The 23,009-nt window shown below is 41.4% G+C and carries 19 protein-coding genes; 10 read left to right on the top strand and 9 right to left on the bottom strand.

From position 1 onward, the window contains the following. Nucleotides 1–115: 115 nt before the first annotated feature. Nucleotides 116–1,498, bottom strand: a complete 1,383-nt coding sequence (locus DWZ47_RS00360) for a sugar porter family MFS transporter (RefSeq protein WP_117512084.1) — start codon at nucleotides 1,496–1,498, stop codon at nucleotides 116–118. Between the two features lie 171 nt (nucleotides 1,499–1,669). Between DWZ47_RS00360 and DWZ47_RS00355 the strand changes: the two genes are divergently transcribed. After that, entirely contained in the window at nucleotides 1,670–2,563 is an 894-nt protein-coding gene (locus DWZ47_RS00355; protein WP_004306566.1) for an AraC family transcriptional regulator, read from the top strand. A 171-nt stretch (nucleotides 2,564–2,734) separates the two neighbouring features. On the opposite strand, the gene dnaE is transcribed toward DWZ47_RS00355, so the two are convergent. Continuing rightward, nucleotides 2,735–6,541 (bottom strand): DNA polymerase III subunit alpha, encoded by a 3,807-nt coding sequence (dnaE, locus tag DWZ47_RS00350; RefSeq protein WP_117512083.1) that lies wholly within the window; start codon nucleotides 6,539–6,541, stop codon nucleotides 2,735–2,737. 161 nt (nucleotides 6,542–6,702) lie between these two features. Between dnaE and DWZ47_RS00345 the strand changes: the two genes are divergently transcribed. From DWZ47_RS00345 to DWZ47_RS00335, 3 genes are all read left to right on the top strand, one after another. Next, nucleotides 6,703–7,389, top strand: a complete 687-nt coding sequence (locus DWZ47_RS00345; protein WP_004299219.1) for a phosphatidylserine decarboxylase family protein — start codon at nucleotides 6,703–6,705, stop codon at nucleotides 7,387–7,389. A gap of 10 nt (nucleotides 7,390–7,399) precedes the next feature. Beyond that, nucleotides 7,400–8,107: a CDP-diacylglycerol--serine O-phosphatidyltransferase gene (gene pssA / locus DWZ47_RS00340; RefSeq protein ID WP_004306563.1), complete on the top strand. Its 708-nt coding sequence runs from the start codon at nucleotides 7,400–7,402 to the stop codon at nucleotides 8,105–8,107. Nucleotides 8,108–8,174: 67 nt separating this feature from the next. After that, nucleotides 8,175–8,465: a DUF4834 family protein gene (locus DWZ47_RS00335; protein WP_117512082.1), complete on the top strand. Its 291-nt coding sequence runs from the start codon at nucleotides 8,175–8,177 to the stop codon at nucleotides 8,463–8,465. A gap of 15 nt (nucleotides 8,466–8,480) precedes the next feature. Here the strand turns inward: DWZ47_RS00335 and DWZ47_RS00330 are convergent, their stop codons facing one another. After that, a complete protein-coding gene (locus DWZ47_RS00330; RefSeq protein WP_004299216.1) occupies nucleotides 8,481–8,918 on the bottom strand; it encodes a nucleoside deaminase in 438 nt (145 codons plus the stop codon). Between the two features lie 40 nt (nucleotides 8,919–8,958). Beyond that, complete coding sequence (locus DWZ47_RS00325) at nucleotides 8,959–9,192, bottom strand: hypothetical protein (RefSeq protein ID WP_004299215.1); 234 nt, start codon at nucleotides 9,190–9,192, stop codon at nucleotides 8,959–8,961. A gap of 67 nt (nucleotides 9,193–9,259) precedes the next feature. On the opposite strand from DWZ47_RS00325, the gene DWZ47_RS00320 reads away from it, so the two are divergent. The 4 genes from DWZ47_RS00320 (at nucleotide 9,260) to DWZ47_RS00305 (ending at nucleotide 12,197) form a co-directional block, all read left to right on the top strand. Next, nucleotides 9,260–9,625, top strand: a complete 366-nt coding sequence (locus DWZ47_RS00320) for a YraN family protein (RefSeq protein ID WP_004299213.1) — start codon at nucleotides 9,260–9,262, stop codon at nucleotides 9,623–9,625. Nucleotides 9,626–9,739: 114 nt separating this feature from the next. Next, nucleotides 9,740–10,096 (top strand): MmcQ/YjbR family DNA-binding protein, encoded by a 357-nt coding sequence (locus tag DWZ47_RS00315; RefSeq protein WP_004306560.1) that lies wholly within the window; start codon nucleotides 9,740–9,742, stop codon nucleotides 10,094–10,096. After that, a complete protein-coding gene (locus DWZ47_RS00310; protein WP_008998945.1) occupies nucleotides 10,080–10,838 on the top strand; it encodes a biotin--[acetyl-CoA-carboxylase] ligase in 759 nt (252 codons plus the stop codon). Before DWZ47_RS00315 ends, DWZ47_RS00310 begins: the two co-directional genes overlap by 17 nt. A 66-nt stretch (nucleotides 10,839–10,904) precedes the next feature. Next, on the top strand, nucleotides 10,905–12,197 hold the full coding sequence (locus DWZ47_RS00305; protein ID WP_117512081.1) for a zinc-dependent metalloproteinase lipoprotein: 1,293 nt from the start codon (nucleotides 10,905–10,907) through the stop codon (nucleotides 12,195–12,197). Nucleotides 12,198–12,231: 34 nt separating this feature from the next. On the opposite strand, the gene DWZ47_RS00300 is transcribed toward DWZ47_RS00305, so the two are convergent. Then, nucleotides 12,232–12,915: a tetratricopeptide repeat protein gene (locus DWZ47_RS00300; RefSeq protein WP_004306554.1), complete on the bottom strand. Its 684-nt coding sequence runs from the start codon at nucleotides 12,913–12,915 to the stop codon at nucleotides 12,232–12,234. A 113-nt stretch (nucleotides 12,916–13,028) separates the two neighbouring features. On the opposite strand from DWZ47_RS00300, the gene DWZ47_RS00295 reads away from it, so the two are divergent. Then, nucleotides 13,029–14,357: an MATE family efflux transporter gene (locus DWZ47_RS00295; protein WP_117512080.1), complete on the top strand. Its 1,329-nt coding sequence runs from the start codon at nucleotides 13,029–13,031 to the stop codon at nucleotides 14,355–14,357. Between the two features lie 54 nt (nucleotides 14,358–14,411). Next, nucleotides 14,412–15,122, top strand: a complete 711-nt coding sequence (gene pyrH / locus DWZ47_RS00290; protein WP_004306551.1) for a UMP kinase — start codon at nucleotides 14,412–14,414, stop codon at nucleotides 15,120–15,122. 105 nt (nucleotides 15,123–15,227) lie between these two features. On the opposite strand, the gene DWZ47_RS00285 is transcribed toward pyrH, so the two are convergent. From DWZ47_RS00285 to DWZ47_RS00270, 4 genes are read right to left on the bottom strand one after another with little or no spacing between them, the layout of a single operon-like run. Continuing rightward, nucleotides 15,228–16,781, bottom strand: a complete 1,554-nt coding sequence (locus DWZ47_RS00285) for a hypothetical protein (protein ID WP_117512079.1) — start codon at nucleotides 16,779–16,781, stop codon at nucleotides 15,228–15,230. Nucleotides 16,782–16,791: 10 nt separating this feature from the next. Further along, on the bottom strand, nucleotides 16,792–18,204 hold the full coding sequence (locus DWZ47_RS00280) for an agarase (RefSeq protein ID WP_117512138.1): 1,413 nt from the start codon (nucleotides 18,202–18,204) through the stop codon (nucleotides 16,792–16,794). Nucleotides 18,205–18,207: 3 nt separating this feature from the next. After that, entirely contained in the window at nucleotides 18,208–20,871 is a 2,664-nt protein-coding gene (locus DWZ47_RS00275; RefSeq protein WP_117512137.1) for a glycoside hydrolase family 2 TIM barrel-domain containing protein, read from the bottom strand. Between the two features lie 11 nt (nucleotides 20,872–20,882). Then, nucleotides 20,883–22,997 carry a BACON domain-containing protein gene (locus DWZ47_RS00270; protein ID WP_117512078.1) on the bottom strand — a complete coding sequence of 705 codons (2,115 nt, stop codon included), beginning with the start codon at nucleotides 22,995–22,997 and terminating at the stop codon, nucleotides 20,883–20,885. Between the last annotated feature and the right edge of the window lie 12 nt (nucleotides 22,998–23,009).

The raw sequence follows: 23,009 nt of genomic DNA, 5'->3' as shown, positions 1-23,009 counted from the left end.
GATCAAGAGACAAAGAGGGTCAGGGACAGGGAGATTTTACATTCTCCCTGCCTGATTGATGATGTTATCCAATACCTATTTACTTACTTGTTAATTTGCCAACCTGTTGTTTTTTTTATTTGATTAAATCCTTTTCCAATGCTTCCAGTGATTTGCCTTTCGTTTCGGGCAACGCACGGAAGAAGAACAAATAGCCGACAGCACAAATGACTGCATAAATCCAGAATGTACCACTGCTTCCCAAGAAATTATTCAGTAACGGGAAAGTGTATGTCAGCGTGAAACTACCTACCCACAAAGCAAATGTACAGGTTGCCATTGCAACGGCACGCACCCGGTTCGGGAAGATTTCGGCAAGCAGCACCCAAGTGATAGGCCCCAGGGACATTGCATAGCAAGCGATAGCCAGCACAACAAGTACCACCATAAAGAATCCGCTTACCTCGAAGAAATAGCAAGTGCCGAGAATGAGATAAATGCCAGCCAGCCCTCCGGCACCGAAAAGCATCAGAGCGCGACGTCCCAAGCGTTCGACTGTATAGATAGCCACAAAAGTAAAAACTACATTCGCCACACCTGTCACCACAATATTAAAGAGAACATCTCCCAACGAATACCCTGCAGACTGGAATATCTCCTGCGCATAATTGAAGATTACATTCGTACCGCACCATTGCTGGAATACAGCCACAATAATGCCTAAAACAAGTACCTTGCGGAACGGACGGCTAAACAATAACCGCAATCCTCCTTCCGACTTCGAAGAACCGGTTTCTTCCACCAAGCGAAGTTCCTGATCGGCATAATCATCACCACCTATTTTACTAAGCACATTCCATGCTTTCTCTTCTTTTCCTTTCATCGCCAGCCAGCGGGGACTTTCGGGGATGAAACATGCCAACAACAAGAATATCGCAGCAGGGAAGGCAGCCGCCCAAAACATCCATCGCCATCCCATCTGCCCGTTCCATGAAGCACAAATATCCACAGAAGAAAAGTCTGCAGGAATAGGTTCTGCAATCAGCCAGTTAGTGATTTGAGCGCCCAGGATACCGAGTACAATCGTCAATTGATTCAGCGAAACGAGTTTTCCCCTAATTGACGTAGGAGCTACTTCGGCAATATACATGGGAGAAAGTCCCGAAGCAATTCCGATTCCGATGCCACCTAAAAAACGGGCTGCCAAAAACCAACTAAATGCGGAAAACGCTCCGGTAGCATAAGCTGAAGACAAGAATATGAAAGCAGAAATTATCAGGAGAGGCTTACGTCCATAACGGTCTGCCATCATGCCTGCCACCATAGCGCCAATCAAACAACCGAGCAAAGCCACGCTCATGGCAAGTCCCTGCATGGCGGGTACATCGGCAATATCGAAATAGAGTTCATAGAAAGGCTTCGCTCCCCCTATCACCACCCAGTCGTAGCCAAAGAGAAGTCCGCCCATCGCAGAGACTAAACATATAAAATAGACAAACTTTTTATTATAACTTTTCATACCATTAGAAGATTGATTAATTGATACTGCAAAGATAGAGCATGTCAAGAGCATAAAAAATAGAATTTCATTCGATAAAGATGGACAATCTTATTTTTTGCAGTTTATTTGATAGATAAGATACATTGTTATATATTTGCGCAGAACAGTCGAATCATATACTATGAGATTATGGTAAAGTTGAAAGATGGATTTACCGGAGAAAGAGCTTTAGTGCTTCCCCGCATTATCGTTGACAAAATGGAAGAAGACCCTCTTACCTCCATGCTACACATTACTGACATCGGATATTATCCGAAAGCCAAGCATCACTTCCGGGAACGGAAAGAGCCTATCAACCAGTATGTATTCATCTATTGCATAGACGGGGCCGGATGGTATCGCATCGGCAATCAGGAATATACCGTATCCGCCAACCAGTATTTTATCCTCCCTGCGGGAGTTCCCCATGCCTATGCTTCCGACAAATCGTATCCATGGACTATTTACTGGATACACTTTAAAGGTATTCTCGCTCCCTTTTACGCTCAAGAGGCAAGCCGCCCAATGGATATCCAACCTGAATCGCATTCACGCATCAGTACACGAATCAATTTGTTTGAAGAGATATTCAATACTTTGAAGAATGGTTATAGTAATGAGAACCTGCGTTATGCATTCTCTATGTTTCATTTTTATTTGGGAACATTGCGATATATACAACAATTTCGCAATGCAACTGCAAATAATGATGCAGCAGAAGATGAAAATGTAAGCGAACTGGCTATTCATTATATGAAAGAGAATATGGAAAAGCATCTTAGCCTACAAGATATAGCCGATCAGATCGGATATTCTCCTTCCCACTTCTCCCTGTTGTTCAAAAAGAAAACAGGCCATAGTCCTTTGACCTATTTCAACTTATTAAAGATACAGCAATCCTGCCAGCTACTCGACACTACTGATATGAAAATTAATCAGATATGCTATAAAATAGGTATAGAAGATACCTATTATTTCTCCCGGTTATTCAGCAAAATCATGGGGATGTCTCCACGTGAGTATCGTAAATCGAAAAAAGGATAACAAAGATTGAAAAAATAGCACACAACTATATAAATAAAAAGAGACTATGTTTTCTACAACATTGTCTCTTTTATTATTTTTCTAAATTTTAAATTAACCTCCTTATCTTTGTTCCATAAAGAAATAGACAAAGCAAAATTCTTATTTCAAAACGCCATAAATCACCAATAATCAATTTATATGAAATCCCAGTTCCGGACGTTCCTTTAAATATGTTATTAAATCCCGCCCCACCGAAAGCTTAATCGGACGGGAAATCAAATCAATTGACATGTGGCTTACATCGGCATCATCCGTCACTTTAAAATACAATTCCGTATTTCCCGGATGTTCCTTAGTCAAAGTGGCAAGTTCAGTAACCAAAGCCGAGTTCAAGACTGACAGAGGAATGATAATCGTGATCTTCTGCACCAGTTCTTCTTTCACATCGGGAAGAAGCTCCATAGAGGTGATTTTCACTTCCAATTCATCCTGCCGCCATTGTTTGGCTTGACAGCGAGCCTTGATATACAAGAACGTTCCTTCATTGAGATATCCCTGATAAGTCACCCAGTCATTTCCCCAGAATGGGATTTCAGTAGAACCGGAATAATCTTCAATCTTAGCAATGCCATATGGATTTCCGTTCTTGCTGACTCCGCGACGAACACTAGTTACAATTCCTCCCATCGTTATTTCACGACCAACAAGTGCAGCTTTATCTTCCAAATCCGCCATCCGTGTATTGCAGACATGTTCCAATACGATAGAAAATTCATCCAACGGATGAGCAGAAAGATAGATACCGACCAAATCACGCTCACGATTCAGACGATCAAGATCACTCCAACGTTCTACACCTTGAGGAATTTCAGGAGTTGCAACATCAATAACGTTTTCACCACCGAACAAAGAATTGACAGCAGCTGCCTTATCTGCCTGATAGCGGTTACCATAACGCATCAATGTTTCCAGAAATACCTCACCTTTAGAATTTACAGCAAAATATTGTTCCCGTTTCAGTTCAGGAAAACTATCAAACCCTCCGGCTAATGCCAGACATTCCATATTCTTTTTGTTGCAGGCATTCAGGTTGACACGTTGCACAAAGTCGAATATACCGAGAAAAGGACCATTCTTACGCCGTTCCTCCATTATGCTTTGTACAGCAGCTTCACCTACACCTTTGACAGCACCAAGTCCGAAACGAATATCACCGTCATGGTTTACGGTAAACTTCAGGTTACTTTCATTCACATCCGGTCCCAGCGTCTGAATACCCATTGCTTTACATTCGTCCATCAGTTTCGTGATATCGGTAATGTTAGACAAACTTCGGCTCATGACAGCTGCCATATATTCAGGAGGGTAATTTGCTTTTAGATAGGCTGTTTGGTAAGCTACCCACGAATAACAAGTAGCATGTGATTTATTGAAAGCATAAGACGCGAATTTTTCCCAGTCGGTCCAAATCTTCTCAAGCACTTTCGGGTCGTGTCCGTTCTTACGCCCACCTTCAATAAATTTAGGTTTCATGTGATCCAACTTGTCACGCAACTTCTTACCCATCGCTTTACGGAGCGCATCAGACTCACCACGAGTAAAGTCTGCCAATAAACGTGACAGAAGCATCACCTGTTCCTGATAGACCGTAATTCCATACGTATCCTTCAAGTACTTTTCCATTACAGGAATATCATACTCAATCGGCTTGCGTCCATGTTTACGATCAATAAAATCAGGGATATAATCCATCGGTCCCGGACGATAAAGGGCATTCATGGCAATCAAATCTTCGAATGTAGAAGGCTGCAATTCACGCAGGTACTTCTGCATACCGGCAGATTCAAACTGGAATGTACCAATCGTACGTCCGTCACTATATAATTTATAAGTAGCCGGATCAGAAATATCTATCGCATCGACATCCACTTCAACATTACGACTTAAACGGATATTTTCAACAGCTTCTTTGATGATAGACAAAGTTTTCAGACCGAGGAAGTCCATCTTAATCAACCCAGTATCTTCAATCACCGAGCCTTCATACTGGGTAACAAGCATCTTTTCGCCCGTTTCCTTATCATCAGCAGTGCTGACAGGTACCCAGTCAGTAATATCATCACGGCAAATAATCGTACCGCAAGCATGTACACCTGTACCACGCACGTTGCCTTCAAGCATTTTGGCATACTTGATCGTATCCCGCAATAGAGGATCAGATGACGCTTCCGCTGCTTGCAATTCGGGAACATAAGCAATGGCATTCGGCAAATTAAGTTTCTTGTCAGGAATCTTGTCAGGAACCAGTTTACACAAACGATCGGATTCTGACAAAGGTAGCTTTTGTACACGCGCGACATCCTTGATAGCCATCTTTGTCGCCATAGTACCATACGTAATAATATGAGCAACTTTTTCCTGACCATATTTATTTGTCACCCAACGAAGTACCTCACCACGACCGTCATCATCAAAGTCCACATCAATATCGGGCAAGGAAATACGGTCCGGATTCAAGAAACGTTCAAACAGCAAATCATATTGGATAGGGTCTATCTTCGTAATACCCAAACAATAAGCCACTGCTGAACCTGCTGCCGAACCACGTCCCGGACCCACCGACACACCCAGTTCCTTACGTGCCGCATTGATAAAGTCCTGTACAATCAAGAAGTATCCGGGGAAACCCATCGTTTTCATGATGTACAATTCGAAGTTCATTCGTTCTTTGACTTCTTCCGTTAGAGGTTCACCATAAATTCTTTTAGCTCCGTCAAAAGCCAGTTTTGCCAAATAATCTCCTTCAAGTTTTATACGATAAAGTTTATCATAACCACCCAAGCGTTTAATTTTTGCTTTCGCATCCTCTTCACTTAATACCACATTACCATGTTCATCTTGAGTAAACTCGTCGAACAAGTCTTTTTCTGTAAACTTCTCCCGATACCCCTCCTCTGTTCCGAAATCTTCGGGAATGGCGAAAGTCGGCATGATAGGTGCATGGTCGATCGAGTAGTATTCTACCTTATCAAGAATCTCCAGTGTATTGCTCAATGCTTCGGGCACGTCGGCAAAGAGTTCGTTCATCTCTTCGCGTGTCTTCATCCATTCTTGTTTGGTGTAAAGCATACGGGTAGGATCATCCAAATCCTTACCGGTACTCAAACAGATCAAACGGTCGTGCGCTTCCGCATTCTCTTCATCTACAAAGTGAACATCATTCGTACAAATCAGTTTGACATTGAATTTCTTAGCATATTCTATCAAATGTTTGTTCACATTCACCTGCAACGGATAACACTCATGATTGGCACGGGGAACAGTCGCTTTATGGCGTTGTAACTCCAGATAGTAGTCATCGCCAAACAAATTCTTATACCATTGTATTGCTTCCTCCGCTTCGGCAAATTGCCCGGCAGTAATCCGCTTCGGCACCTCACCACCGAGACAGGCTGAACAAATAATAAGTCCTTCGTGATATTTTTCGAGTTCGCTACGGTCAGTACGCGGACGCATATAATAACCGCGCGTCCACGCGTGCGATACTAATTTAATAAGGTTGTGATAACCAGTTTCATTCTTAGCCAATACGATCAGGTGATAACCACTCTGGTCGGGCTTGCCTTCTTTCAGGTCCATGGTACGGCGTGCCACATACATTTCACAACCGATGATCGGTTTGAATAGTTTGTTTTCCGCTTCCACGATCTTAGTTTTGCAAGCAGCAATCTCCGCCTCTTTATCCTCGCACTCTATCGTGCCGGCCTCAATTCCTGCAATTCGCTTCTTCAGGTCCTTGACTTCACCTTTCGGACCGCTGTTCTTCTTATTGACGTAGTTCGTAAATTCCTTGATACCGAACATATTTCCATGATCGGTCACGGCTATACCCTTCATCCCATTCTTCATGGCTTTATCAACCAGACGAGCTACGCTAGCCTGACCATCCAACAAAGAATATTGAGTATGGACATGTAAATGAACGAAATCCTGCATAATGATAAGTAGTTAATTTGAAGGCATAAAATTACTACCTCCCGGGTTATAAACAAAAATAATCCTCAAAAAGTTATCAACATTCGCATTTCTATGCTCATTTACTTGCTGAATTTTTAAATTAAGTATATTTTTGCAGACAATATCATTAAACAGCATTCATGGGCCGACTAAAGAAATTGAAGAAAATACGTATTCACCGCGAAGGAACACATATATTATGGGCTAGCTTCTTGCTATTGCTATTGATTAATGCGGCTCTTTATTGGGGGATCGATTGCAAAATACCATTTTATGTGGTAGCAGTAGCGAGTATAGCAGTCTATCTGCTGATGGTGAATTTCTTTCGATGTCCGATCCGTCTCTTCGGACAGGACACTGAAAAGATTGTCGTAGCACCCGCCGATGGAAAAATCGTCGTTATCGAGGAAGTCGATGAAAACGAATATTTCCATGACCGCCGGTTAATGATATCCATCTTCATGAGCATTGTGAATGTACATGCCAACTGGTATCCGGTGGACGGTACCATTAAAAAGGTAGCACATCATAATGGAAACTTCATGAAAGCATGGCTGCCGAAAGCCAGCACAGAAAACGAACGTTCTACGGTAGTAATCGAAACTCCGGAAGGAGTGGAAGTACTCACCCGGCAAATTGCCGGAGCAGTGGCACGCCGTATTGTCACCTACGCTGAAGTAGGAGAAGAATGTTATATTGACGAACACATGGGATTTATCAAATTCGGTTCCCGTGTGGATGTGTATTTACCCATTGGCACAGAAGTATGTGTCAGCATGGGACAATTAACGACCGGTAACCAAACGGTTATCGCCAAACTTAAATAATTCTGTCACAATGACAAACGTTATTAAAAACAGTATTCCGAATACCGTAACCTGCCTGAACCTTTTCTCCGGTTGTATTGCCTGCGTCATGGCTTTTGAAGCCAAATATGAGCTGGCACTACTTTTCATTGCTTTAAGTTCCATTTTCGATTTCTTCGACGGATTGTTGGCTCGTATGCTCAACGCACATTCCATTATCGGAAAAGACTTGGACTCATTGGCAGATGATGTCAGTTTTGGAGTTGCTCCTTCACTGATCGTATTCTCTCTGTTCAAAGAAATGTATTATCCGGCAAGTATGGAGTTCATCGCTCCTTACCTACCTTATTTGGCATTCTTGATTTCTGTTTTTTCAGCATTGCGCCTGGCTAAATTCAATAATGACACGCGACAGACCAGTTCTTTTGTGGGACTTCCGGTTCCCGCCAACGCTCTGTTCTGGGGTTCTTTAGTGGCGGGTGCACATGACTTCCTGATATCAGACAACTGCCATCCTGTCTACCTTCTTATACTTGTCTGTCTGTTTTCCGGACTGCTGGTATCAGAAATACCGATGTTTTCGCTGAAATTTAAAAATCTGTCATGGAATGACAACAAAATCAGTTTTATATTCCTGATTATCTGCATTCCTCTTCTTATATTTCTTGGAATCAGTAGCTTTGCCGCCATCATTGTATGGTATATTTTACTTTCACTTTTTACAAGAAAAAGTAAATAAACAATCTCTTGGCACGTTTGTTGTACTATGAGTTTTATCGAAGTAACAACATAAAAATCATAGCCCGATGCATATACTTTTATTCATACTCATTTTTATTATTGCCATTTTCGTATTTGGCCTTTCTATTATCGGCTTCATACTAAGAACGATTTTCGGATTAGGACGTGGTTCTTCTTCATCACACCCGAAACAAACGGAATCGGGACGTACAAGCCAACAGGACTATGGCCAAAGAGATCGCCGTTCAAATGATGATGAAGAGGAAATATATTCCGAGAACGTCCCGGAAAAAAGACATAAAAAAATATTCACCCAGGACGATGGTGAATATGTAGATTTTGAGGAAATCAAATAAAACAGGATACTGCTTTTATTTTCGTTTCGCAGCAAAGAACTCTTTCATTAATGTAGCGCATTCGTCAGCCATTACCCCTTTTACAACCACCGTTTTAGGATGTAGAGCCGAACCGGCATATTTCTGATAGCCGCGTTTTTCATCTTCGGCGCCAAATACAAGCTTACCAGTCTGTGCCCAAGCAATAGCTCCGGCACACATTACGCAAGGTTCAACTGTGACATACAGGGTACATTCGTTCAAGTACTTGCCACCAAGCACATTGGCAGCAGCTGTAATAGCCTGCATCTCGGCATGAGCCGTTACATCATTCAATGTTTCTGTGAGATTATGGGCACGTGCGATAATCCGCTCCTTACAAACCACGACAGCTCCAACGGGAACTTCCCCCCGCTCGGCAGCCTTTCCTGCCTCTATCAAAGCTTGTTTCATGAAGTAAATATCGTCCAGCATTCCACCCTTTAATTTTGAATCTATTATTTTTATTATCCCCCTATCGTCTCATGTCGTGTTCACCAAAAAGGGTTGGATAATCTTCTTCCATATTCTTATGAATAAACATGAGAATCGTTTCACGAAGCCAACGTGACTTGTTCGTTATCTTATATTTCTCAAGATAACGATCTACAATCAGCTGTTCTTCGTCGCTCAATAAAATGCTCATCCGTCGTTCCCTTTTGGTACACTCGACATGCATTTTCAGGCACTTCTTACTCCTTTTTCTCATATCTTCTGCAAAATTACTTTTACTTCTGTAAATACAAAGAATAAAAGCAGTAAATTTGCAAAAAAAGATGGCTAAACATAATGATTTAGGAAAAGCCGGAGAAAATGCCGCCGTAGCTTATCTTGAACAGAAGGGGTATCTCATCCGTGACCGGAACTGGAGAAAAGGACATTTCGAACTGGACATTGTAGCAGCAAAGGATAATGAACTGATTGTAGTAGAAGTGAAAACTCGCAGTAATACCCTATTTGCAGAGCCGGAAGATGCTGTTGATTTACCTAAAATAAGACGTACGGTACGCGCAGCGGATACCTATATCAGATTGTTTCAGATTGACTCTCCTGTACGCTTTGATATCATTACTGTAGTAGGCAACGACGGGCATTTCAAGGTTGAACACATAGAGGAAGCGTTTTATCCTCCTTTATATTAAAGAATGCTTTGGCTTTACATATTCATCATTATAAGAGCCGTGAAATGCGTGCAATCTGCGCTTAAAATTATGATATAACCAATTATGAAAACATACTATAATTATTAATTCATTATGAATGTAGAAACTATCAGAGAATACTGCTTAAGCAAGAGAGGAGTCACCGAATCTTTCCCTTTCGATGATGTATCACTGGTTATAAAGGTAATGAACAAGATGTTTGCTCTCATTGACCTGGAAGAAGCTAATCACATCGCGCTAAAATGTGACCCGGAGAAAGCAATCGAACTGCGTGAACATTATTCGGGAATTGAAGGGGCTTATCATTTTAATAAAAAGTACTGGAATAGTGTCCGCTTTGATAGTGACATAGACGATAAATTGATGAAAGAGCTTATCGATCACTCTTATAATGAGGTAATCAAGAAATTTACTAAAAAGTTACGTGCAGAATATGATGCCCTTCCCTGATATATTCCCGGTTCCATTGATTCATATCAACGAGACTAATTCTACCAACAATTATCTGCAATCTCTCTGTTCTAAACAGAAAATGGAAGAACTAACTGTCGTTGTCGCCGATTTTCAAACTTCCGGTCGGGGACAACGTGGCAATTCTTGGGAATCAGATCCTGGCAAGAATCTTCTTTTCAGCACCGTTATCTTCCCTGAGTTTTTGGAAGCACGACGTCAGTTTCTCATTTCACAGGTCATCTCTTTAGCCATTAAAGAAGAATTAGATACTTATACCACCGATATCTCTATCAAATGGCCGAACGATATTTATTGGAAAGAAAAGAAAATATGCGGGATGTTGATAGAAAACGATCTGATGGGGCGGAACATCAGTCAAAGTATTGCAGGCATCGGAGTTAATATTAATCAGGAGATATTTCACAGTTCTGCTCCTAACCCCGTTTCACTAGTACAAATCACAGGAAAAGAGCATGATCTATTCGAAATACTGAAAAATATCATGCTACGTATCCAATCTTATTATAGCTTGCTCAAAAAAGGCGATACGACATCAATAGCCTGTCAATATGAAAAGTCTCTTTTCAGAAGGGAAGGAATTCATCGATATAAAGATGCCAATGGAGAATTTCTTGCACGAATCGTTTGTGTAGAACCTGAAGGAAGATTAATTTTAGAAGACGAGATGCTGATGAAAAGAGACTATATGTTTAAGGAAGTAGAATATTTACTGAAATAAGCTATCCTATTCCAGATCAAAACATTATCTTTGGAACGTGCGTTTTTATATAAAACTCTTTCATTTATGAAAACAAAACTAATTTTCCTCCTTTCATTATTATGGATATTAATAGGATGCGATGATTCAGATTCTGCAACATTGAATATATCAGAATCGAAGTTTGATAACATCAGCGCAAGCGGTGAATCATTAACGATAGATATTACATGCAGTTCTTCATGGACTGTAACAAGTAATAAACAATGGTGTATTCCTAATACACAAAAAGGAGAGAACGATGGAAAGTTAATCTTATCTATTAATGCAAATCTGGAATCCAATTCCAGAACAGCAACTGTCACTATTATAAGTCATAAGGTTAACAAAACTGTTCAAATCATCCAAAATGGCTCTATCAATACAGCTGAAGAATATCATTATAAAATCCCTGTAATCTTTCATGTATTGTATAAAGAAGATAGAAATTCTCTACAGAAAATAAATTCAAGCCGTTTATCCCATATACTAGACAAAGTGAACAGTCTGTATAAAAGCAAGAATAACAGTGTAGATATGAATCTCACTTTTACATTGGCAACAACAGATAAAAATGGAGAAACATTACCCAATCCTGGTGTAGAATATATCCAATGGCCAGAATCATACCCTATCGACTGTGAAGCTTTCATGGAGGATAATTCGGGAGAATATGTAAAATACTTATGGGATCCAAACTCATATATCAATATTATGGTTTATAATTTTGCAACCGAACCTAATTCAAATTCAGTAACATTAGGTATCTCCCATATTCCTTTTTCTACTAAAGGCAAGCATTATTTAGAAGGGCTTGGTGAAACAGACTACTCTCATCTAACATTAGCAAATTTACAATTCCCACTATGTGTCTCTATTAATAGCCTATATATTAATGAAGAATCTACTTCAACAAAATATAACACAGCAGACGTTACTGTCACGCTAGCTCATGAATTAGGACATTACCTGGGACTGCATCATGTCTTTGCCGAAACAAATAATGGTACGTGTGAAGATACAGATTATTGCAAAGATACTAAAAGCTATAATAAACAAGAGTATGATAGTAATTGTGATTACATATATGAAAATGAGAGAGCAAAATACACATTTGAAAATTTGGTAAAACGAACAGGATGTGATGGTATAGAGTTTATCTCTTATAATATCATGGATTATGCTATTAGCCACTCAAATCAATTCACTCAAAATCAACGTGAACGTATCAGACATGTCTTATCCTATAGTCCACTGATACCTGGACCGAAGAAAGGAGACATTGATACCCGAGCACTTAATGAAGGTCCCTTGGATTTACCAATACGAACTATAAAATAACAAATTGAATATAATAGAAAAAGAGGTGAACCACTTAGCGATTCACCTCTTTTTCTATTCTCAATATCTTATCCAATGTCTTTTGAGCTTCTGTCGATGGAAAACGTAGAACAACTTTCTGTAAAGAGTTACGCGCTTTCTCATACCGGGTAGTAAACAACTTCGATAATCCGTCCCGATAGCGAGCATACTGCATTTTAGTGGGAGAAGGAAGTTTCTTGTAATCCGTTTCTAACTTTTTCTTCTCCTGCTCTGCCATCAAATAATAATAGTTTCCTAAAAAGATATTAGCAGCCAGATTATCCGCATCCAGTTGCAATATTTTTTCGTACATACGCAAAGCATCTTTTTCTTGTCCACGGCACACTTGCATTTCTGCACATGTTTCCAAACAATCTACATTATTTGGGTCCTTTTGCAGCAACTCTTTGTAGAACAAATAAGCTTTGTCGTAATTCCGTTTCTTTTTATAGGCGAGAGCTAATTCAGTAGCCAGTTTGGAGCTAATTTCACTATTCTTGTCCACATTCGTCCAATAATACATTTCCGTACGGTCTATATTCAGAGGAATAGTCTGTCGGAAATAGCTCACAGCCTGTCCATTCTGCCCAGCCTCAATGGCGGCAGATACTTTCTGCAACATCTCATCAACCGACTGTGCATTCAGCGCCAGCGGCAGTGAGAATAAAGAGATAAGAAAAATAGTTAAGGTCCTCATAATCCATCTGATTGCTATTTAGTTCGTGATTCACAAAGATACAACAAAAAAAATAAAAAATGTACCTTTGTGGACGAAAAGAACAATCAATTTGATAAAAGTGTTTCTATAAAATGATAGATAAAAAACAATCCTCCGAAAACAGACGAATATTACGGATAGCCATACCATCGATTATATCAAATATTACCGTCCCGCTACTGGGACTTATCGATGTTACCATCGTAGGACACCTCGGTTCTCCGGCCTACATTGGAGCCATCGCTGTAGGGGGAATGTTGTTTAATATTATCTATTGGATTTTCGGATTCCTACGCATGGGGACGAGTGGCATGACCTCACAAGCGTATGGGCAGCATGATCTAAATGAAATCACCCGGTTACTGTTACGTTCCGTTGGCGTAGGATTGTTTATAGCTCTTTGCCTGTTGATACTCCAATACCCCATCCTGAAATTGGCATTCACTCTGATACAAACCACACCGGAAGTCGAGCAACTGGCAACTACTTATTTCTATATCTGTATCTGGGGAGCTCCCGCCACATTAGGACTTTATGGATTCGCCGGTTGGTTTATCGGAATGCAGAATTCACGCTTTCCCATGTATATCGCTATTACTCAAAATATTGTCAATATTGTAGCCAGCCTATCCTTTGTCTACTTGTTGGATATGAAAGTGGCAGGAGTGGCAACAGGAACTTTAATAGCCCAATATGCAGGTTTCTTCATGGCCATATTGCTATATATGCGCTATTATAGTGTACTAAGAAAGCGGATTGTATGGAAAGAAATTATACAGAAACAAGCCATGTACCGTTTCTTCCAAGTCAACCGGGACATCTTCTTCCGTACCCTTTGCCTGGTTGTGGTCACCATGTTTTTCACCTCTGCAGGAGCCGCCCAAGGAGAAATTGTATTAGCTGTAAACACCTTGCTCATGCAACTATTCACTTTGTTTTCTTACATCATGGACGGATTTGCTTATGCCGGTGAAGCACTGGCCGGCCGTTACATAGGTGCCAAGAATCAAACAGCCTTACGCAACACTGTACATCACCTTTTCTATTGGGGATTGGGTCTTTCATTGATATTCACCATCCTTTATGCAATCGGTGGAAAAGAATTTCTGGGTCTACTAACCAATGACACTTCAGTAATCAACGCTTCAGACACTTATTTTTACTGGGCACTTATCATTCCGCTAGCTGGCTTTTCTGCTTTCCTGTGGGATGGAGTATTTATTGGTGCCACCGCTACCCGTCAGATGCTTTACTCCATGTTAGTCGCTTCCGCCAGCTTCTTCGGAGTATATTACGCTTTCCATCCTCTCCTGGGAAATCACGCCCTGTGGCTGGCTTTTCTCATTTATCTTTCCCTGCGAGGGGTTGTACAAACCTTTTTGGGAAGGCAAATAATGAAAAAAGTAATCGCATCCCAGTGAGGCTATCCGATAAATTATCTCTATATTTGCGGCAAACAATAAAAAGCAAAAGGTATGGCAAAGTATAAAAGAATCTTACTAAAGCTCAGTGGAGAGAGCTTGATGGGCGAAAAGCAATACGGCATTGACGAAAAAAGACTGGCAGAATATGCTCAACAAATCAAAGAAATCCACGAACAAGGGGTACAGATTGGTATCGTCATCGGAGGAGGTAATATATTCCGCGGATTAAGCGGAGCCAATAAAGGTTTTGACCGTGTGAAAGGTGACCAAATGGGAATGTTGGCTACCGTTATCAATAGCCTCGCTCTAAGTTCTGCTCTTGTGGCTACCGGTGTAAAAGCACGTGTATTGACAGCAGTACGGATGGAACCTATCGGTGAATTCTACAGTAAATGGAAAGCCATCGAATGTATGGAAAACGGTGAAGTGGTCATCATGTCTGCAGGAACAGGAAATCCTTTCTTTACTACAGATACCGGTTCTTCACTTAGAGGAATAGAAATCGAAGCAGACGTTATGCTGAAAGGTACTCGCGTAGATGGCATTTACACAGCTGATCCTGAAAAAGATCCTACCGCAACCAAATTCGATGATATTACGTATGATGAAGTGTTGAAACGTGGTCTGAAAGTTATGGATTTAACTGCGACCTGTATGTGCAAAGAAAATAACCTGCCTATCGTCGTATTTGATATGGACACAGTAGGTAACTTAAAGAAAGTAATCAGCGGAGAAGAGATAGGTACGTTAGTACACAACTAATCAGAAAATAAAAAGTGCGAATTTTGCAATAGTAGTTTTTATCAAAGCTATACAGCGAGATTCGCACTTTGTCTTTCTTTTCAAATATTATATCGAAACGAATACCTATTTATCAAAATACTGGATCAAATCATACGTATTAAAATTCAATTCGCGGGCAAAGAAAGATAAATAAGGAAACAACTGATAAGAGTTATCATAAAGACCCTTATTGGCAGGTTTCGACGAATTATCCGTACCATCATCATCCTGATATTTAAACCAATGCCATCCGATACAATTCTTAGCCTCAAGCAATCCTAATGTAAAATGCTGATAAGCATAAGCCCTCTCATTTTGTGTAGGAACAGAATACCCGGCTCCCGACTGGTTATTCAGATCGGAATCCTCCACCCCTTTCGTATAAAACTCACTTACAAGAAACGGCTTATCCGCCCAACTTGCCCAGTCTGCAATCGCTGTTGTCAGTTCGGGACTCCAACGGCTATAATAGTTGATAGAAATGACATCACAATATTTTCCAGCAGCTCTCATCACTCCCTCCATATATTTAGGAGTTCCATGCAATCGAGTCCCCAGATAAAGCAGCTTATCATCTACTTTCATCACTGCCTCTTTCACTGCTTTATAATATTTCTCTGCTACGATACCTGCAAACTCATTATTCAAGGCATCCGTCACACTTTGCACGCCCTTGGAATCCATAAAGCCTTTTGCCGCAACATAAGCCGGATCATTCGAACTGTTGATAGCCAGGAAACGATCCAAAATCCGGGAACTGTTTGAAGAGAAGTTTATCTCATTATCCGAAAAGAACCCCAAGACATTAGGATCACGCAAATAATCTGCGAAAGCACTACCTGCCAAATATGAATCACACCATTCGGCCCATCCATTATAAAACACAAGACCTGCAGCATTATCATCGCTTCCTCCGGGATAATTATAAGACTTCGCACTCTTGAACTGGCTTAGAAAAGCAAATGAAGGTGCCAAAGTCAACGGACTGCTTGGATTGGAAGCATTATGAGTCTGAATCAACGAGTACGTTCCCGTACAGAATGCACCTGTACCATGAAAACCGATCTCACTCAATTCACGTTGAGTAGTGGACAGCCACTTCTCATCAGTTCCAAACCTATTATTCCAGGCTGTTTTATTACGACTGGAAGTTCCTTTGCGCAAAGAAGTTGCACTACGTTCAAGATGCAGGCAGCCTTCCGGATCAACCAACCACCAACGTCCATCTATCTTCTTCGTATAAAACCTGCCCGTAGCTGCTTGTTTCGGAAGCGTTGTCGAACTTCCATATTTATTCACCGACTCCTGATACGCTTTCAACGTTTTAATAGCCGGCTTATACCCGTCCATATACGCAATAATACGTGTATTCTCTGTTTTCCAACTAGATATAGGCGGATAAGCACTGGAATACTTAACACTGATAGGGCGATACATATTGGCATTTAATGACGGAGTATACATCACAGAAGCTCCGGGAGCAGGCAAATCTTCCGGATATTCCGACTCTACATCTCCCCCTCCCATCACTATGTCAGGAGGCATAAAATTAGGATCTTTATCATCATCATCCGTACAAGACACCATAGGAATAGAACTTATAAACAGAAAAGTTCCCAATATAAATAGTTTTTTCATGGTATGTATTTTATTTATTATTAGTTGATTGTTGGTCGAACCAGTCAGCCAAACGATAAGCGTTGATATTCAATTCTTTCATAGCATCAGCCAACGGTTTATAAAGATTGTATTCATTATCTACCAGCCCTTTGTTAGAGTCCAGATTCGAAGGATCTGCCCCTTTTGCTGTCGGATCATTATCCTGATAACGGAACCAATGCCATCCGACACAATTCCCACTTTCCAATAATCCCAAAACAAAATGCTGGTAGGCATATCCACGTTCCTGCTGGGTTTGAACGGTGAAACCTGCCCCTGTTGTGTTTGCCAGCCCTGAATCCATTCCTTTCGTATAAAATTCCGTGATGATGAAAGGTTTTTGAGCCCATTCGCCCCAATGCTTCATGGTCTTCTCACTCGGTGTCCATGCACCATAGTAATTAATAGCAACGACATCACAATACCTGCCTGCCGCTTCCACAATCTGGCGGATAAACTTAGGTTTTCCATGTAGACGACTACCTAAATAAAGGTGATTGGGATCATACTTCCGAATCGCTTCCGACACCACTTTGTAGTATCGTTCCGCTACTACCCCCGCAAACTCTTCCCGATGTTCGTCCGTAATTTGCTGCAAAGTAATACCCTGCTGTTTCAACCAGGATTCTGCATACAATCTTCCCGGATCATTGGGATTCTTCAAAGTCAGATACCCCTCCAGATTCTTCGGCCCGAACGGCAGTTCATTATCCGAAAAATAGCCGATGATATTTTTATCCGTTTTATTTGCGACCAGTTTTTGTGCCATCTCATCGCAATAGGTTTCGAACTCCGGGTCAAAAACGAAAATACACTGATTAGGATATCCCGTATTACCAGGTAACTGATAAGTTCCTCCTCGTTTCTTCCCATATCCACTCATCAGGTTCAGAATGATTGAGCGAGTCAGTACCTCCTTATGAGAGGCATTGTAAGAGGCAATAGCTTCTTCATTACTCCAGGAGCCGGTCCCGGAAAAGCCCAGCGAATGAATCATCCGTGCCGTTCCTTCGATCCATTTTTCCTCCGTACCGAATTTGTCCAGCATTGCTTGTTTATTGCGTTCGGAAGTACCTAAACGTACTCCTACCACCACTTTCTGCAAATGCCGATACCCATCGGAATCAATCATCCACCATCGATTTCCAATACGTTCTACCCTGAAAAATCCTGTAGCCCGATGCCTGGGAGCATCCAAATCACTTCCATACTTATTCACACGTACTTTACCAGTAGGTTTGAACCCATCCAATTGAGCAATAGTACGGGTATCATACTCTTTCCAAGGCAGATTTTTCTGTCCTTTCACCCACGGACGGGCAGTGACCTTAAATGTACATCCCTGGGCATAACCAAACTGGGATAACAGCAGTAAAAACAATATAACTATACTATTTTTCATCATCTAATATTCTTTTACGATTCGTATTGCATTTAAAATGGGCACAGACTCCACCGCTCCAAAACGAACGACAAGCCCCTTTCCTTGTGAAACCGGAACAATATATTTCTTAATAACCGCACGTTCGGAACCGTATTCTTCTGCAATATTCAGTTGTTTGGCAACAGATACTCCATTTATATCCACAGAAAATACCCGGTTAATATAGTCCTCCCTCACCACATCATTTCCTAAATTATACACCAAAGCCTCTCTTTTATTTTCAGAAGTAAGTTCTGTCCAATACAAATATACAGCATAAACACCATCCGGTACATCTGCCTTAAAAGCTTCAATGCCTACTCGCTGTGTCTGGAAGACAGGATCCTGATCCGTCCCCAGTATATCTGTATCGCTGGCCGGCAAAGAACCGTAACGAGTTTTGTTCGGAGCCACTTCCCCACCAATATATCCCCATGAACCTTCTGCATAAGCCTGTTCGGGTATCCAGCACATCTCTGCTATCCGGTCCTCAAAATAGCGTCGAGCACCCAGTAGTACATTGATTTCCGTAAAGCCATTCTTCACATTGACACATTTAAAATCACAAACATACTGGTCACGATATTCACGTCCCTCCTTTTCAATCACAGCATCCACCACATTCTTTCCGTTTACAAAAGGAATGTCCACGGAAACCACCTTATCTGCTACCGGATATACTCCCAAACTTTTTCCATTCAAAAAGACCTCCACCTTATCCGCGTTAGTATAAACTTTCAGCGGTTGCGTACAACTCTTTCCATCCCGACTGGCTCCTGCCCTATTCTTCCAAGATTTAGAAGCAATATGCAGAACAGGTGACTCTTTCAGATAAGCCTGATAAAGAAAATATCCGTCCTTACGTTCTCTATCCGTACTTACCAACCCTTTATTGTTCACATGAGGCATGGCATTTCTTCTGGCTTCGGAATAAAAATCATTCAAATTCCAGACCATAGCCCCCACGATATAATCCCTCTTTAGAATTTCAGGCAAATAATGTTCATGATAGACAGAGCCAAACTCACAACTAAAATCAAACCGCACAGGCGAAAAAGAATGAATACGAGTATCTACATCCGCCCCATATTCGGTAATAAGCAACGGTTTATGAGGAAACTCCTTGTGAAGTTCTTCCAGTTTCTCTTCAAATCCGTCCAAATTACCACCATACCATCCATTATAAAGATTAAATCCCAATAACATCGGCAATTCAGTAATCCCTGCTTCCTGATAGATTTGGGAAGCAGAATGACAAGGCAACATGGTATAGCGTTCCGAGTTCAGACTTCTGATCTGCGCCTCAACAGCCGAAGCTATTTGATGAAGAGACTTCATATATTCCGCCCGTTCTTTCTTGTTGTCAGGATTAAAGGGAGGACGCAAAAGCACTTCATTCATGTAAGCCCAAATGATGACAGACGGATAATTATAGTTCTGATAAACCATTTCCGTAGCCTGTTCCACACAGTTGTCCATAAACGCCCTACTTTGAGTAATGGCATTTACAATCGGAATTTCAACCGAAGTCAACAGCCCCAATTTATCACACATCTGCATCACAACCGGATCTTGCGGATAATGAGCCACTCGCAGGAAATTACTTCCCATATCCTTACTCAACTGTATATCCCGGATATGCATTTCATCCCGCAAGGCATTCCCCATTCCTTTGTAATCCTGATGCCGGCTGGTACCAATCAATTTCCGATATTTCCCGTTCAGGAAAAAACCTTTTTCCGCATCAAAATGATATTCACGGATTCCCAGCGGATTAACAACGCAATCGAGAACTTCTCCCTTTTTATTCTTCAAACGGCTATACACCTTATATAAATAAGGAGAATCAACATCCCACCGTTTGGGTTGCGCAATAGTCATCAACGCTTCAAAGGCTACATTCTTCTCCCCTGCCTTCACATTCACTTTCTTTGCGGAAAGTGCCACTCTATTGCCGTCTGTATCCAAAATCTCCGTTTCAAGAATCAATGCCTGATTACTTTTCAAAGCATTGGACAAGAATGTTTTTGCACACACTTCCGCTTGAGCGTCTGTTATTCCAACAGTTTTGAGATATACTCCACTGGAAGCATAATGGGTGGTAGACAGTTGCACGGGCGAAGTATACACCAGATAAACATCCCGATAAAGTCCGCCGAAGAAAGTAAAGTCTGCCGAAAGAGGAGCAATATCCGGATTATAAGAGTTGTCAACACTCACTGCTACCAGATTGCGTCCGGTATGAACATAGTCAGTCACATCAAACGTAAAAGCAGAATAACCACCTTTATGATTCCCTACCAACTTTCCATTCACAAATACATTTGTCTCCTGATTGGCTCCTTCAAAACAAAGATAAACTCTTTGACCGACAATCAGTTCCTCCACTGTCACGGCTTTCCTGTACCAGCCTTTTCCCCGGAAATAACCGGGGATTTCATCTTCTGCATCTTTTGCATTCCAAGTATGAGGAATGGAAACGTCAGTCCAACCGGACACATCAAAGTCAGCAGTGGACGCGTCTCCCTCAAAAAGGGAGAACTTCCAACCATCGTTGATCGTTTGCGTCACACGCTGACCGCAGACCGTGCCGGCAACAATCAATAACAAGCAGGCTAAGATTATTTTTTGATATACCTTATACATACCTAATACCATTATTTCGAGATTGAACGAACTGCACGAATATATCTTAAAGAACTCTTTTTAGAGGTTGCACTGCTCCAAGATATAGGCTTTCCAAAACGTACATAAAATCCATTCACACCATTCGAAGCCTCACGACAAGCCCAATATGTATCTCCTGTAGAAGATGACGCAGCCTCATTCATAATAGTTCCTCCCGCATTGCTGACAACCCGATCCCATGCTGCACGATTGGCTTTTTCAAAATCAGTAATCGCATTCGGATTATCATTTGTTGCATTTGCTACAGTGGTTCCATTATATGTTTCAAACATTTGTTCCAAGTCTTTTCTCCCCGACCAATACCAACCTGTCCCCTTGTCCATACAGAACTTAATGGCAGGCATTTCCGATGCATTTGGTAATGCAGCCAACGCCATAGTATTAGTATATCCATCATCTCCGGATAAATCCACTCCGGTAGAAGCCGGAGAGCCTGCTGTAGACCATGCCAAATTCTCTCTGTCCAACGACATGATTTTCGCTTTACCACGATTAGTTCCATCTACCCAGAACACAATGCCTCCTTTTAACGAACCATTATCCGCAATTACCTGTCCCACCGCAAACTCGGAACTTAAAAGTCCTCTCTGTGTAATCGTAACCTCTTGTTTAGGCGCATTCGCTCCGCTTCCGGCTGTTACCGTAGCAGTCGTTACCCGATTAGAACTATTCAGATTAGGAGATAATGTCCAAAAATAAAGAGTTTTATTTGTTACATCAACATACGCTTTCACCCAAGATTCATCAGTGATATTTATTGCAAATTCCGTCTCATCAGAAATCATTGTGATTACCTCTGATTTTGCTACCGCATCAGGCGTAATAGTCACCGTATTGATACTCAATTCGAGGGAAGCGTCTCCCTCGGCAGCTGCATTTTGATTCACTGTTACCTCCACTGCTTTTGCGGCTGCGCCAGTACCGGCTGTTATTGTAGCAATTGTCGTACGAATATTACCAGTGGTATTTTTTGATTTTGCCTTGAACGTAACTGTTGTGCCTGAAATAGTATATGAAAGCCAGGAATCATCTGCCAACACTACGCTGAATACACTCTTATTGGATGTCAACGTAACATTTGCTTCCGCTTCGTTAGCACCTTCCAATGTCACAGGATTGGGAGCAACCGTCAAAGTTGCCGGCTCTTCAGGATAAGTATAATCACCAATTGTGCGCATACATCTCACAAAACGGTTGGTAGCTGTTTTATTTCCTGCATCAGCACCAGACTTTCCGAAACGTACCCAATAAGCCTTATCCCCTGCTGCATTTTCCGTACTCGACCAATAGCTTTCCCCATTGCCCGAACCGGCAGCCTCGTTTATCACATCACCCTGTAAATCGGTCAACATCTTATCAAATGCCGCACGTGCCGCTTTCTCAACTTCCGTCAACTTATCAGGTACAACCGAAGCAAAATCCGGATCAGCATGTCCAATACCGTTGTAAACATCAAACAACTCCCATAACTCATCACGTGCAGGCAGATACCATCCATCACCCAACGACTGACAGTATGCCACTGCATCATTTGCAGCAGGAGCAGTAAACAAAGCCGTATTGGCATATCCATTCACTGTAGAAAGCGCATTATGAGACATCACAGAAGCCTCAAAAGGATTTCCTCCCTGACGTTTTACAGATACAGCTTTTCCTACCATCTTATCCGAAGGATCCACCCAGAAAATCATACCGATACCATCATCTACACTTTGTCCTACCTTCAAAGAAAGGTCAGGTTCTTTGGAATCCTGTGTAACCGTTACTTCCACTGTATATGAACCGCAAGTCAGTTTCACGACAGTACTTCTTGCATCCTCACCGTCATTCTGCGTCAAGGCAGTGTATATTACACTTTTAGCGTTTACATCTACAGAAAGCCACTCCGCTTGATATTGAGCAACAACCTGACCGACATTAGTATATAATAGCGATGTAACGGAAGAACCCGCCGCTTTTGCCAGGTTTACTTTTGTATCTTTACAATTAAATTCAGGCATCACACGTACCGACGCATCATCGACACAGGAAAGCAGCCCCAGATTTAAAATCAATAACAGATATATTATTCTTTTCATACTCATTCATGTTTTACA

Origin of the sequence: Bacteroides sp. AF32-8BH, from assembly GCF_003435205.1 — a bacterium.
GTDB lineage: Bacteria > Bacteroidota > Bacteroidia > Bacteroidales > Bacteroidaceae > Bacteroides > Bacteroides ovatus.
Note: the sequence above shows the minus strand (reverse complement) of the source record. Positions and strands in the feature narration are given on the sequence as shown.

What these genes read in the sequence shown, in the direction of transcription:
- DWZ47_RS00310 (WP_008998945.1), top strand. Translation starts at nt 10,080, where the DNA reads ATGATGCCCTTCCCTGATATATTCCCGGTTCCATTGATTCATATCAAC.
- DWZ47_RS00280 (WP_117512138.1), bottom strand. Translation starts at nt 18,204, where the DNA reads ATGAAAAATAGTATAGTTATATTGTTTTTACTGCTGTTATCCCAGTTT.
- DWZ47_RS00330 (WP_004299216.1), bottom strand. Translation starts at nt 8,918, where the DNA reads ATGCTGGACGATATTTACTTCATGAAACAAGCTTTGATAGAGGCAGGA.
- DWZ47_RS00360 (WP_117512084.1), bottom strand. Translation starts at nt 1,498, where the DNA reads ATGAAAAGTTATAATAAAAAGTTTGTCTATTTTATATGTTTAGTCTCT.
- DWZ47_RS00320 (WP_004299213.1), top strand. Translation starts at nt 9,260, where the DNA reads ATGGCTAAACATAATGATTTAGGAAAAGCCGGAGAAAATGCCGCCGTA.
- DWZ47_RS00345 (WP_004299219.1), top strand. Translation starts at nt 6,703, where the DNA reads ATGGGCCGACTAAAGAAATTGAAGAAAATACGTATTCACCGCGAAGGA.
- DWZ47_RS00325 (WP_004299215.1), bottom strand. Translation starts at nt 9,192, where the DNA reads ATGAGAAAAAGGAGTAAGAAGTGCCTGAAAATGCATGTCGAGTGTACC.
- pyrH (WP_004306551.1), top strand. Translation starts at nt 14,412, where the DNA reads ATGGCAAAGTATAAAAGAATCTTACTAAAGCTCAGTGGAGAGAGCTTG.
- DWZ47_RS00275 (WP_117512137.1), bottom strand. Translation starts at nt 20,871, where the DNA reads ATGTATAAGGTATATCAAAAAATAATCTTAGCCTGCTTGTTATTGATT.
- DWZ47_RS00270 (WP_117512078.1), bottom strand. Translation starts at nt 22,997, where the DNA reads ATGAGTATGAAAAGAATAATATATCTGTTATTGATTTTAAATCTGGGG.
- pssA (WP_004306563.1), top strand. Translation starts at nt 7,400, where the DNA reads ATGACAAACGTTATTAAAAACAGTATTCCGAATACCGTAACCTGCCTG.
- DWZ47_RS00305 (WP_117512081.1), top strand. Translation starts at nt 10,905, where the DNA reads ATGAAAACAAAACTAATTTTCCTCCTTTCATTATTATGGATATTAATA.
- DWZ47_RS00335 (WP_117512082.1), top strand. Translation starts at nt 8,175, where the DNA reads ATGCATATACTTTTATTCATACTCATTTTTATTATTGCCATTTTCGTA.
- DWZ47_RS00315 (WP_004306560.1), top strand. Translation starts at nt 9,740, where the DNA reads ATGAATGTAGAAACTATCAGAGAATACTGCTTAAGCAAGAGAGGAGTC.
- DWZ47_RS00295 (WP_117512080.1), top strand. Translation starts at nt 13,029, where the DNA reads ATGATAGATAAAAAACAATCCTCCGAAAACAGACGAATATTACGGATA.
- dnaE (WP_117512083.1), bottom strand. Translation starts at nt 6,541, where the DNA reads ATGCAGGATTTCGTTCATTTACATGTCCATACTCAATATTCTTTGTTG.
- DWZ47_RS00355 (WP_004306566.1), top strand. Translation starts at nt 1,670, where the DNA reads ATGGTAAAGTTGAAAGATGGATTTACCGGAGAAAGAGCTTTAGTGCTT.
- DWZ47_RS00285 (WP_117512079.1), bottom strand. Translation starts at nt 16,781, where the DNA reads ATGAAAAAACTATTTATATTGGGAACTTTTCTGTTTATAAGTTCTATT.
- DWZ47_RS00300 (WP_004306554.1), bottom strand. Translation starts at nt 12,915, where the DNA reads ATGAGGACCTTAACTATTTTTCTTATCTCTTTATTCTCACTGCCGCTG.